This window comes from Fundidesulfovibrio butyratiphilus, from assembly GCF_054657235.1.
Map to the genome: position 1 here is coordinate 738,326 of NZ_BAAHXA010000001.1, position 11,553 is coordinate 749,878.

The following is an 11,553-nucleotide window of genomic DNA, read 5'->3' on the forward strand; positions in this document are numbered from 1 at the left end:
GTGTTATGCCGCGATGTGTTCAAGGACGCAGACGAAAGTGCCCCACGATTTTGGTTTGTAACAGATACTCAAATACAGTCGGAGGTGTCCACGTACATGTTCGAACACGGTTGGACGCTTTCTACGCGAAGCACAAGACATGAACATGTGGCACGCTTTTTTAAGCGGGGGAGAATTTTCACCGCATCTGCTAAAATTATGCCTGTTGCTGTCGCGTGTGCTGCGTTAAAGGCTGTAGGAGGACGGTGATGTTCTTTCAACAATTCGGAACGAGGCTCGATGTTGCCATGACAAAACGCCTGGATAAACCGAACATGAGCGGTCTAAAAAAGCTCAACATCACAGTGGCAAGTTTCTACGGTGTGCACACCAGGGAGCACGCCGAGGCGATTAAGCGCATGGTGCGGGAGAATGAGGCCGTTTTCGGGGAAGAAAACAGCCATGAGTAATAAACGAATAAACCCCTACAAAGCGGCTGTTGAACAATCACAATCCGTGCTTGCGCGTTTCCTCGAACCAGGAGGAGACGTTGTGAGCGAAGCGTCCGCGCTGACGCTCTTGCTCACAATACTGGACGACGAAAGGTTTATTGCGGCGTGTCGCGAGTACGACACGGGGAGCGCTTGGCGCTCCATTGACGAGGCCCCGACAGACGAAACTCCCGTCCTCATCACCGGGTTCCGCAGGGGGAAGCCCTGGCTGGAGCGTTTCGTTCATGAGGCGTCGTATCAGGGAGGGCGCTGGCGCGACGCTACGGGATTCAGCCTCTATCCCCCTACCCACTTCATGCCCCTGCCCGATCCGCCGGTGGACGTGCGGCCCGAGACCTGCCGGGAATACGCCTGCGCCGGAGACGAGCGAGTGGGGGAAGAGTGAACTACCGCAACCGCATCCTGATCGGCGACGTGCTCGACATGCTGGCCAGCCTGCCGGACGAGTCCGTGCATTGCGTGGTCACCTCGCCGCCGTACTGGGGCCTGCGCGATTACGGCGTGGCCGGGCAGATCGGGCTCGAGCCCACGATCGACGAATATCTGGCCCGCATGGTGGCCGTATTCCGCGAAGTGCGGCGGGTGCTGCGCCGCGACGGCACGCTGTGGCTCAACATGGGGGACAGCTACGCCGGCTCGTGGGGCGCGCAGGGCAGACAAGGCAAGTCTGGGGTGGCCGGTCGGTCGGGCTGCGCCGCGCGCCTGATTGCAGCGGCCGCCAAGCGCGAAAGCGGCACGGGCAGCCTTTCCCAAACTCCTGGCCTCAAGGCCAAGGACCTCGTGGGCCAGCCCTGGCGTCTGGCCCTGGCCCTGCAGGCGGACGGCTGGTGGCTGCGGTCTGATATCATTTGGTCCAAGCCCAACCCGATGCCCTCAAGCGTCACCGACCGGCCCGGAGTGGCGCATGAGTACGTTTTTCTGCTCACCAAGAGCGCCAAATATTTCTACGATGCCGAGGCCGTGCGGGTGCCGTCGAAATGGCCTGACCACCCTCGAACGCTTTCCGTCGCTCCCAAAGCCCCCGGCCAGCCAGAGCACAAAGGTCTGCGCAAGCAAGCCATGAAGGCCGGGACGCTTCAGGGCTCGCACGGATCCATGGCCCACGACGGCAACGGCCATCGCTACGCCGAAGTCTACAACAATCCCGCCGGGCGCAACCTGCGCTCGGTCTGGACTATCCCTGTCGGTGGATTCCCCGGCGCGCATTTCGCGACGTTTCCGCCGGCACTGGTCGAGCCGTGCATCAAGGCGGGCACGTCCCAGCGCGGCGTGTGCGCGCAGTGCGGCGCGCCCTGGGTGCGGGAGGTCGAGAAGACCTTCATACGCCAGCAGGATGTTTCCGAGGAGCGTGCGTATCACCGGCCGGGCTCACTCGACCCGAGTAGCGGGTGGGCTGGAACGCCTCGTGGCACCACGCACACGACCACCACCGGCTGGCGTCCGGGCTGCATCTGCGCGACGCGCGAAACCCGCCCGGCCGTGGTGCTCGACCCGTTTTTGGGTTCAGGCACAACGGCGCTCGTCGCCCTGACCATGGGCCGCGATTTCGTGGGCATCGAGCTCAACCCCGAGTACGCGGCCATGGCCCAGCGCCGCATTGACGAAAAAATGGACAACCTGCGCCTGGCCCGCATGGCCATGGGCGCGTGATCCAATTAAACAAAACGGCCAGAAAGTTTAACGCGGGCCGGGACGATTAAAGCGGAGTTGAATGTGGCTTCAAATTCGGTCGGGCTAGACATCTCGGTCATCGCCCAAAAGCGTTGGCTGACCCTTCGGGAGGCCATGCTTTGGGCTGGGTGTCGGTCGCGAAACACTATGAAAAAACGTTTGCGCGAGGGCATGTACAGTTTCGATCAGGTTAAAAACGGTCGAGGGGACTACCTCGTAGACCGCGAGTCCATAGACGCTCACCATGGCCGGACCCAAGCCCAGGCGCTTGCCATTTTGGCGGGATTGCGTAGATGAATCTGGGCATGAGGCTATGGCAAAAACCTTCCGGCGTCTTCTACATTGAGTTCGAACGGGGGAAACACCGCTCGCTCAAGACAAAGAACGAGTCCGAAGCCAAGCGTGCCTTCGCATTGTTCAAAAAAGAAGCCCTAGCCGGACGCCTGGCCGAAATAACTGGTCAGTGCGCAAAGACGCTCGGAGAGTTCTACGACGAATTTACGGCTTGGGGGGAGAGCGCCCAAGAACGATCCACATTCCGGGCGAACCGTCTAGCCCTCGAAAAGCTCATCCATCACGCCGGCCGAAGCTGCAAGCTCGACAGAATTTCCCCCCGACACGTCGACCTCATGCGCGCCGACGCAAAAAAGTCGGGCCTGCGTCCTGCATCCATCAGCTGCTACGTGAGACATTCCCGCGCAGCCCTCAACAAGGCCGTTGAGTGGGGCTATATCAAGGCGAATCCTCTGGCGAAGGCCAAGGAAGAGCCCAGAGAGAAGCGCCCTCCAGTCTTCATCCATCCGAAAGATGTGCTGCGTTTTTTGGGGAAAATCTCGGATGTGGACAGAAGACGCTTGCTCACCGCCTACATCTACACCGGCCGTCGACGCACCGAACTTCTAGGGCTGCGGTGGGAAAACGTAAACATGGAAGCCGAAGAGTATTTGATTGAGAAATCCAAAGCACATTTGCACAAATGGTACTCCATGCACCCCATGTTCAAGGCTGTCCTCCAATCCATTGGCCCCAAGAAAGGCGGGAGGGTCTTCGACCGTTGGGACCATCCCGACACCATCAGCGACATCGCCAAAGAGGAGCTGAGGGCCGCCGGATATCCCGACCTATCCCTACACAAGCTGCGCCACACGTTCGCCGTCCTGCTGAAGGAAGGCGGGATAGATGACGCCACCATTGGCGACCTCCTGGGGCACACCGACCGCAGAGCCGTCGAGATTTATGCTCACGTCACGGGGACCAGGCAGCAGGCCGCGCTCAAAGTCATTCGTGGCGGCCCTATCGACCTGGAAGACGGGAAAAAATAAAAGGGCTCGAAAGGAGCCCTTTGCATACCGTTTGCATACTCATACAGTGAGAAGCCCCGCCATATCTCATCGCCAGCCTGATTACGAATCAGCTGCTCTACCAACTGAGCTATGCTGGCGATTGGGCGGAAACGCTTGATACACGGGGGCTAGGGGGGGAGTCAAGACGTTTCCTGAGCGTGATCGAACCGGACCGTTTCGCCCCGAAGCGTATGCGCCCCGCATCCCGCTCGCACCTTTCCCCGCCTGCCGCCGCGACCCGATGTTCATGGCGCCCGTCCGTGACGCGACGCCTTCGCGTTTCCGAGCCGTCACGCGTCCCGCGCAGAAGGATACGTCCGGTCAGGCCGACTCTGCATCGGCCCGACCGGCATTTAGGCCGCGGAGACGATACCGGACCTATTTTTCCAGGGCGATCAGATCCTCGTAGGTCTCGCGCCGGCGAGCCAGGATCACCGTGTCCCCGTCCACAATGATTTCGGCGGCCCGGGGGCGCGAGTTGTAATTCGACGACATGGTGAAGCCGTAGGCGCCGGCGGAGAACACGGCCAGACGTTCGCCCGGCTCCACGGCAGGCAGGGCCCGGTCCCGGGCCAGAAAGTCGCCGGACTCGCAGATGGGGCCCACCACATCCACGTTGAGGCTGGGCCGGTCCTTGGGAGTCACTTCCTTGATGGTGTGAAACGCCCCGTAGAGCGAAGGACGCACAAGGTCGTTCATGGCCGCGTCCACGATGACAAAATCCTTGCTGGGGGTCTTTTTCGTGTACACCGCCTCGGTGACCAGGATGCCCGAATTGCCGGCGATGACCCGTCCCGGCTCCAGGATCAGGGTCAGGGGGTAGTCCTTGAGCACGTTCGTCAAGGCCTGGCCGAACACGGAGGGATGGGGCGGCTCTTCCTCGTCATAGGTGATGCCAAGCCCCCCGCCCAGGTCGAGGTACTCGATGCGCAGTCCCAGTCCCTTGAGTCGGTCGTGGAACAGGGACAGGCGATCCAGGGCCTCAAGGAAGGGCTCGATGGTGGTGAGCTGCGAGCCGATGTGACAATCGATGCCCACGGGGTCCACGCCGGGCAGGGTCATGGCCCGGGCGTAGGCCGCATAGGACTGCTCCAGGTCGAGGCCGAACTTGTTCTTTTTGAGCCCGGTGGAAATATACGGGTGCGTCTTGGGGTCCACGTCGGGGTTGATGCGCAGGCTGATGCGCGCCACCTTGCCCATGTCCGAGGCCTGAACGCTGATGCGTTCGAGTTCGCCCATGGACTCCACGTTGAACATGAGGATCCCCGCCTCCAAGGCCTGACGGATTTCCTCGGTGCGCTTGCCCACGCCCGAATATACGATCTTCTCCGGATTCACCCCGGCGGCCAGGGCGCGATAGAGCTCGCCTCCGGAGACGATGTCCATGCCGGCTCCGCATTCGGCAAGAATCTTGAGAAGCGACAAGTTGGAATTGGCCTTCACCGAATAGCAGGTCAGGTGGGGCAACCCCTCGAAGGCCGAGTCGAAGGCCTTGAAGTGCCTGCGCAGGGTGGCCGCCGAATAGATGTACAGCGGCGTTCCGTAGGTATCGGCCAGGTCCTGGACCTTGACCCCCTCGGCGTAGAGCTCGCCGTTCTTGTACTCGAAGTAATGCATGTCAACTTCTCCTCGGGTGTTGGTCCGTGCACCATTTGGCCTTGAGGCCGCTTAGGATGTTCAGGGCTTCGATGGGGGTGAGGGAGTCCACGGCGATGCGCCTCAATTCCTCCACCAGGGGGTGTTCGTTTCCGGAATCGCCGGAGGACGCGTCCGTCCTGTCCGGCAGAAGACTTGTCTGTCTGGGCGGGGGGGCCGGAGCGTAGGCTCTTGCGTCGCGGGCCTTTTTTTCCAGTGCGGCCAGGATGTCCTTGGCCCGCTGCACCACCCGGGAAGGTACTCCCGCCAGCCTGGCCACCTCGATGCCGTAACTGCGGTCCGAAGGCCCTGGCACCAGCCGACGCAAAAAGATGATGTCCCCGCGCCACTCCTTGACCGCGATGTTGACGTTTCGCAGCCCCGGGATCTTGCCTTCGAGCTGGGTGAGTTCGTGGTAGTGGGTGGCGAAAAGCGTGCGAATGCCGCCACAGTCGCGGGCATCGTTCTTGCGGGTGCGACCGGCCAGGTCTTCCACCACGGCCCAGGCCAGGGCCAGGCCGTCGAAGGTGGAGGTGCCCCGGCCGATCTCGTCCAGGATCACCAGGCTGCGCCGCGTGGCCTGGCGCAGGATGCGCGCGGTTTCCATCATTTCCACCATGAAGGTGGAATGGCCCTGGGCCAGATTGTCCGAAGCGCCCACGCGCGAAAAGATGCGGTCCGTGAGCCCGATGCGGGCCTTGGTGGCCGGCACGTAGGCCCCGATCTGGGCCAGGATGACGATGATGGCCGACTGTCTGAGCACCGTGGACTTGCCCGCCATGTTGGGGCCGGTGATGAGCAGGATGCGCCGTTCGTCGTCGAGCACCAGATCGTTGGGAATATAGTTGGCCGCGCCCTGAACGGCCTCCACGGCGGGATGGCGCCCGGCCTGGATGTCGATGTCCAGGCCCTGGTGCAGGGTGGGACGGGTCCACTCCCACTTGCGGGCCGCGTCGGCCAAACCCTGCCAGTAGTCGAGTCCGGCCAAGGCGGCGGCCACGGACTTGAAACGGGGACGTTCGGCGGCCACCAACTCGCGCAACTGGCCGAAAAGACGGTATTCCAGGCTCTTGCGACGCTCACTGGCCGAAAGCAGGCGGTCTTCCAGCTTCTTGAGCGCGTCGGTGACGTAGCGCTCCGAATTGGCCAGGGTCTGGCGACGGGCGAAATGGGCGGGCGGCTCCTGCCCACCGGCCCGGGACAGTTCGAAGTAGTAGCCGAACACCCGGTTGTAGCCCAGGCGCAACTTGGGCAGATTGTTGGCGGCCTGCTCCGCTTCAAGCAGTTCTTTGAGCTTGGATTCGCCGTGCTCGGTCAGGCCGATGAGTTCATCAAGGGTCTGATCGTACCCGGGCTTGAAAAGTCCGCCCTCGGTGATGAGCAGGGGCGGATTGTCTGCCAGGGCGCGCACGAGCAGTTCGCGCACGTCTTCAAGCGGATCCCAGGCGGCCAGCAGCTCGTCCAGGAGCTTGGGCGCCGTTTCCTGAGGATCGCGCTGGGCTTGCTCCTCTTCGAAAAGCGCCATCAGGGCCGGCAGCGAGGTCAGGGTCTCGCGCAGGGACAGGAAGTCGCGCGGCGTGGCCCGGCCGAGAAAGATACGGGTGGAAAGGCGCTCCAGATCGTGGATACCGGCCAGGGCCTGGCGCAGACTTTCGCGCAGATGGTCCTGCTTGTAGAAAAAGCGTACGGCCTCCTGATTGGACACGATCGGGTCCATGTCCACCCAGGGCTGACGCAGCCGCGTTTCCAGCAGGCGTCCGCCCATGGGGGTGACGGTGTGGTCCAGGGCCTGCCACAGGGTGCCCGGACCTTTCCGACCATCCAGGCGGCGAAAAATCTCCAGGTTGCGCTCGGTCACCTCGTCGAGCAGGAGATGCCGGGAAAGATTCACCGGGCGAAAGGCCCCCAGGTGTCCGAACTTCTGCTTCTGGGTCTGTTCCAGATAGGTGACGAGGGCTCCCATGGCCCGCACCAACTGAGGCTTGTCCGCCAGGTCCAGGGCGTCGAGTCCGGCCACGTTCTGCACCGACAAGACTTTCTGCGTGGCCGCGCCCAGATCGAAATGGGGCTTGAGGGCGAAATGGGTGATCTGCACGCCCAGGGAGGAAAAATGACGAGGCGGATTCTGCATATCGGGCAAAAGCAGTTCGCGCGGGCCGAGCTTTTCCACCCACTGCCAGAGCTGGGCCTGGTCGCGGCAGGAAAGCCCCGACCATTCGCCCGTGGAGAACTCGATCCAGGCCAAGCCGCCGCATCGGGCGGCCTCGTCCCAAAACAGGGCGCTGAGAAAGTTGCTGCGCTTGGCTTCGAGGTTGGCGTCCTCCACCACGGTGCCGGGAGTGAGCACGCGGGTCACCTGACGCTTGACCAGCCCCTTGGCCTGCTTGGGGTCTTCCACCTGGTCGCAGATGGCCACCTTGTAGCCTTTTTCCAAAAGCTGAGCCAGGTAACCGCCCACGGCGTGGTGGGGCACTCCGCACATGGGCACCGGAGAACCGGAATGCTTGTCGCGCGAGGTGAGCGCGATGGACAGTTCGCGCGCGGCCGTCTCGGCGTCTTCGAAGAACATCTCGTAGAAGTCGCCCATGCGATACATGAGCAAGGCGTCAGGGTATTCGCCCTTGATGCTCAGATACTGCTCCAGCATGGGGGTAAGCTTGGGAGTGTTCATCGAATGACGACCGATCGGAGGATTACAGGTTGCCGGAAAAACCGCGGGATATTTGCCCGCGGCCCCGCGGTCTCTCCGGAGAAAAACGCCACATGGAACGCGTCGCCTCGTTGGCGTCGACGACGGTGCTTCGTGTCACCGCGCGCGGTGCACCCGGCGCGCTACCCTTCTTGGGCGGGTTCGGGCGTCACGGGCGGGGAGAGCACCTGCGGGGTTTGGCTGGCCTTGAGCGAGGTCAACTCGCTCTTGAGCTCGCCGATCTCGTTTTGGGCCTTGCGCAGGGTCAGGTCCACACGAATGCGGTCGATGACGAAAAACACGGTGCTGAAAAGCGCTCCCAACGTGAAAAAAATGAGCAACACCAAATAAAACGGGATGGGCTGGCTCTTGTAGGCGAACATGAACAGGTCGAACCGCAACTCCAGACCGGTGCTCAACTGGCCGTTGTTCTGGATGAAAAAGACCATGAACACCAGAAAGAAGAGCACAAGAAAGGTGAATTTGACAAACCGCATGACCGCCTCCCATTAGGTGTTGTTCCGGGAGCAAACGCTGCGCCGATTTGCGCCCCTTGAAGCTCGTACGAATACAAAAGCCGGCGCACGGCGCATCCCCCTGCGGTCGGATCCGAATCGCCTTCCGGCCGCATCCAAAGAATCATCCGCCTATTTGCCGCTTCCGGCGTCGGCGAAAAGGGCCGTTTCGGAAAAGCGCGGAAGCAACTTGTCATAGGTTTGCTCCAGCAGTTCGGGAATCACGTGGGTCTGCCCGAATACGGCCATGAAGGAGTTGTCGCCGTTCCAGCGCGGCACCACCTGAAAGTGCAGGTGCTGGGCGATGCCCGCGCCGGCCGCCTCCCCCAGGTTGAGCCCGGCGTTTATGCCGTGGGGCCGAAACGCCTCGGACAAAATGGCCGTCACCGCCTGCAGGGCCTCCATCATCTCATGGCTTTCCTCGACGCTGAGCTCGGTCAGGCAACTGACGTGCCGGTAGGGCGTGACCATGAGATGGCCGGAGTTGTAGGGAAACTTGTTCATGATCACGTAGCAGTGGCGAGCCCGGCCAAGAATGAGCCGTTCCCGGTCCTGCCCGGTGTGGGACGGCACGCAGAACACGCACTCGTCGGGCTTGGGGCCGATAATGTAATTCATGCGCCAGGGCGCCCACAAAACGTCCACGAAGTGTCAGATCCTCTTGTTGCGAGCTTGTCGGTCCAGAATGCGGGACACGGCTTCTTCCGGGGAAGCGACCCCCGTCACCCCCTCCAGGCCGGACCAGCGGCCCAGGGCGATCACCGGCACCCCGGACTTGAGCGCCAATCCGATCTCGGAAAGCGTGCCCGCTCCGCCTTCCACGGCCACGGCCACGTCGCCGTTTTTCACCACGAGAAAGTTGCGCATCTGCCCAAGGCCCGTGACCACGGGATAATCCACGAATTCGTTGGCCTCGGCGGGATCGATCCCGGGCAATATGCCCAGGGTGGTTCCTCCCCGGGCCTTGGCTCCCTTGCAGGCGGCCCGCTGGACGCCCAAACGACCGCCGCAGACCAGAAGCCATCCCCGGGACGCGATGAGTCCGCCCAGGCGCTCGGCCAAGGCTTCGGTTTCCGGCCCGCAGGAACCGGACCCGATGACGCTCACCCGATAGGGACGTCCCATGCCACCTCAAGAATTCCAAGGGTTTTAACGAACCAGTGGGAAGACCGCGCCAAGCGCCGCGTGTGAACACGGGGCGGGCCATCGGTAGTCGCGTGCGGCCGGCGGATCGGCCGAACCCCACGGCTGGCGCGGTCCCTTGACGCAAGCAGGGTGTTACACGCCAACTCGGTTCAGGGCAAGCCGGGAAAGGACTTGTGCACGCTCGTTCTTCAAGGCACAAGGCGGCCATGTTCGCCTTTTCGCCTCAGGACTTTCCCGCGGACCCCGGTGTCTACCTCATGAAAAGCGCCCAGGGCAAGGTGCTCTACGTGGGCAAGGCCAAGAGCCTGCGCGCCAGGCTGTCTTCGTATTTTCGGGGGGAAATTTCCCATCCCAAGACGCGCGCCCTCGTCTCCCGAGTGGCCGGAGTGGACGTGCTGGTCACGGGGACGGAAAAAGAGGCCCTGCTGCTCGAAGCGAGCCTCATCAAGAAGCACCGCCCGCGCTACAACATCGTGCTACGCGACGACAAAAGCTATATTCTCTTCAAGCTGGGCAAGGGCCACGACTTTCCCCGCATCACCTTCACCCGACGGGTGGTGCGCGACGGCTCGGTCTACTTCGGCCCCTTCACCTCCGCGACGGCCGCGCGGCAGACATGGCGGGAGCTCGGGCGCATGTTTCCCTTGCGCAAGTGTCGGGACAAGAGTTTCGAAAACCGGGTGCGCCCCTGCCTGTACCATGCCATCGGCCAATGTCTGGGGCCCTGCGTGGGCTTGGTCGGCCGGGAGGACTACGCCGTGCTGGTACGCCGGGTGGAGGCCTTTCTTTCCGGGCGATCGGGCGAAGTGATCCGCCGGCTCGAACGCGAAATGCACCAGGCCGCCGAGGACCTGCTCTTCGAACGGGCGGCCGAGCTGCGCGACCTGGTGGCCGCCATGAAAAAAACCGTGGAAGGCCAGGCCGTGGTGTTGCCCAATCAGGCCGACCTGGACGCCGTGGACGTGTTTTCCGCCGGCGAAGGCATGGGCATCTGCGTGCTCTTCGTGCGGCAGGGACGACTGCTGGATCGGGCCAGCTTCTTTTGGCCGGATTTCGACGCCGAAGACTTGCCCGCCGCCCTGCCCAGCTTCCTGGTGCAGTTCTACCGCCCGGAGAGCTTTGTGCCCGACCGGGTTCTTCTGCCTCAACGGCTTCTGGCCCTCATGGAAGACGAACTCGAACCCACGGCGGAACTTTTGTCCGAACGCCGGGGCGGACTCGTGCGCCTGGGACCGCCGCGCACGCCCGAGGAGACGGCGCTCACCGAGATGGCCCAGGCCAACGCGGCCAGGGCCGTACGCGAACGCGCCGAAGCCCCCCGCGAGAGCGTGCCGGGACTCTTGGGGCGCAAACTTCACCTGGGACGCGAAATTGGACGCATCGAGGTGGTGGACGTCTCGCACTGGGGGGGAAAGGGGACACGGGTGGGCATGGTGGTCTTCGAAAACGGCGCCTTGCAGCCCGACCAGTACCGCCAATACGCCATGCCCGAGATCGAAGGGGGCGACGACTACGCGGCCTTGGCCGCCTGGGCCTCCCGGCGTCTGGCCTCGGGTCCGCCCTTCGCCGACCTGGTGCTTCTCGACGGAGGCAAGGGACAACTCGCGGCCGTGGAGCGCGCCCTGGCCGAGGCCGGTGCGCCGAAAGCCTGGGAACTGGCCTCCATAGCCAAGTCGGGTCGAAGCAAAAACGCCCTGGACGATCGGATCTTTCGTCCCGGCCGCAAGAATCCCCTGCCCCTGCGCCCCGGGGGCAAGGAACTGCTATTTCTCCAACGCCTTCGCGATGCGGTGCACGATTTCGTCATCGGGAGGGTGCGCCGGGCCGGTCGCAAAAAGGCCCTGGCCAGCCAACTCACCGGACTGACCGGAGTGGGACCCAAGACGGCCAAGCTTCTCTGGGAACACTTCCCGAGCGTCGAAGCCATGCGCGCCGCCACGGTCGAGGATCTGTCCCGCCTGCCGGGAATCGGCCTCAAAAAGGCCCAGGCCCTGCACGACTCGCTCCAGACCCTTGGCTAGCGTCGCGTCCTTGAAAACCATGCCGGGGTTTTGCAATGCCCC

10 protein-coding genes are annotated in these 11,553 nt (G+C 62.9%); 5 read left to right on the forward strand and 5 right to left on the reverse strand.

Translation table 11 applies throughout. The annotated features are described in order from the left end of the window. Positions 1-248: 248 nt before the first annotated feature. From ACYQ01_RS03810 to ACYQ01_RS03825, 4 genes are all read left to right on the forward strand, one after another. Complete coding sequence (locus tag ACYQ01_RS03810; protein ID WP_459932506.1) at positions 249-449, forward strand: hypothetical protein; 201 nt, start codon at positions 249-251, stop codon at positions 447-449. An 82-nt stretch (positions 450-531) separates the two neighbouring features. Continuing rightward, complete coding sequence (locus ACYQ01_RS03815; RefSeq protein WP_459932507.1) at positions 532-876, forward strand: DUF551 domain-containing protein; 345 nt, start codon at positions 532-534, stop codon at positions 874-876. Beyond that, a complete protein-coding gene (locus ACYQ01_RS03820; protein ID WP_459932508.1) occupies positions 873-2,141 on the forward strand; it encodes a DNA-methyltransferase in 1,269 nt (422 codons plus the stop codon). Before ACYQ01_RS03815 ends, ACYQ01_RS03820 begins: the two co-directional genes overlap by 4 nt. A gap of 314 nt (positions 2,142-2,455) precedes the next feature. Continuing rightward, complete coding sequence (locus ACYQ01_RS03825) at positions 2,456-3,484, forward strand: tyrosine-type recombinase/integrase (RefSeq protein ID WP_459932509.1); 1,029 nt, start codon at positions 2,456-2,458, stop codon at positions 3,482-3,484. A 399-nt stretch (positions 3,485-3,883) separates the two neighbouring features. Here the strand turns inward: ACYQ01_RS03825 and lysA are convergent, their stop codons facing one another. The 5 genes from lysA to ACYQ01_RS03850 form a co-directional block, all read right to left on the reverse strand. Continuing rightward, complete coding sequence (gene lysA, locus ACYQ01_RS03830) at positions 3,884-5,122, reverse strand: diaminopimelate decarboxylase (protein WP_459932510.1); 1,239 nt, start codon at positions 5,120-5,122, stop codon at positions 3,884-3,886. A gap of 1 nt (position 5,123) precedes the next feature. After that, complete coding sequence (gene mutS, locus ACYQ01_RS03835) at positions 5,124-7,811, reverse strand: DNA mismatch repair protein MutS (protein ID WP_459932511.1); 2,688 nt, start codon at positions 7,809-7,811, stop codon at positions 5,124-5,126. 161 nt (positions 7,812-7,972) lie between these two features. After that, on the reverse strand, positions 7,973-8,326 hold the full coding sequence (locus tag ACYQ01_RS03840; RefSeq protein WP_459932512.1) for a LapA family protein: 354 nt from the start codon (positions 8,324-8,326) through the stop codon (positions 7,973-7,975). Positions 8,327-8,476: 150 nt separating this feature from the next. Then, positions 8,477-8,989: an HIT family protein gene (locus ACYQ01_RS03845; RefSeq protein WP_459932513.1), complete on the reverse strand. Its 513-nt coding sequence runs from the start codon at positions 8,987-8,989 to the stop codon at positions 8,477-8,479. 6 nt (positions 8,990-8,995) lie between these two features. Continuing rightward, the gene (locus ACYQ01_RS03850; protein ID WP_459932514.1) at positions 8,996-9,469 is read right to left on the reverse strand and encodes a TIGR00725 family protein; all 474 of its coding nucleotides are present in this window, start codon (positions 9,467-9,469) and stop codon (positions 8,996-8,998) included. Positions 9,470-9,663: 194 nt separating this feature from the next. Here ACYQ01_RS03850 and uvrC point away from each other — a divergent pair, with 194 nt between their 5' ends. Continuing rightward, complete coding sequence (gene uvrC / locus ACYQ01_RS03855) at positions 9,664-11,511, forward strand: excinuclease ABC subunit UvrC (RefSeq protein WP_459932515.1); 1,848 nt, start codon at positions 9,664-9,666, stop codon at positions 11,509-11,511. Positions 11,512-11,553: the final 42 nt, after the last annotated feature.

Bases quoted from the DNA above. Each gene is read 5' to 3' on its own strand.
- ACYQ01_RS03810 (WP_459932506.1), top strand. From the start codon at position 249: ATGTTCTTTCAACAATTCGGAACGAGGCTCGATGTTGCCATGACAAAA.
- ACYQ01_RS03825 (WP_459932509.1), top strand. From the start codon at position 2,456: ATGAATCTGGGCATGAGGCTATGGCAAAAACCTTCCGGCGTCTTCTAC.
- lysA (WP_459932510.1), bottom strand. From the start codon at position 5,122: ATGCATTACTTCGAGTACAAGAACGGCGAGCTCTACGCCGAGGGGGTC.
- mutS (WP_459932511.1), bottom strand. From the start codon at position 7,811: ATGAACACTCCCAAGCTTACCCCCATGCTGGAGCAGTATCTGAGCATC.
- ACYQ01_RS03840 (WP_459932512.1), bottom strand. From the start codon at position 8,326: ATGCGGTTTGTCAAATTCACCTTTCTTGTGCTCTTCTTTCTGGTGTTC.
- ACYQ01_RS03850 (WP_459932514.1), bottom strand. From the start codon at position 9,469: ATGGGACGTCCCTATCGGGTGAGCGTCATCGGGTCCGGTTCCTGCGGG.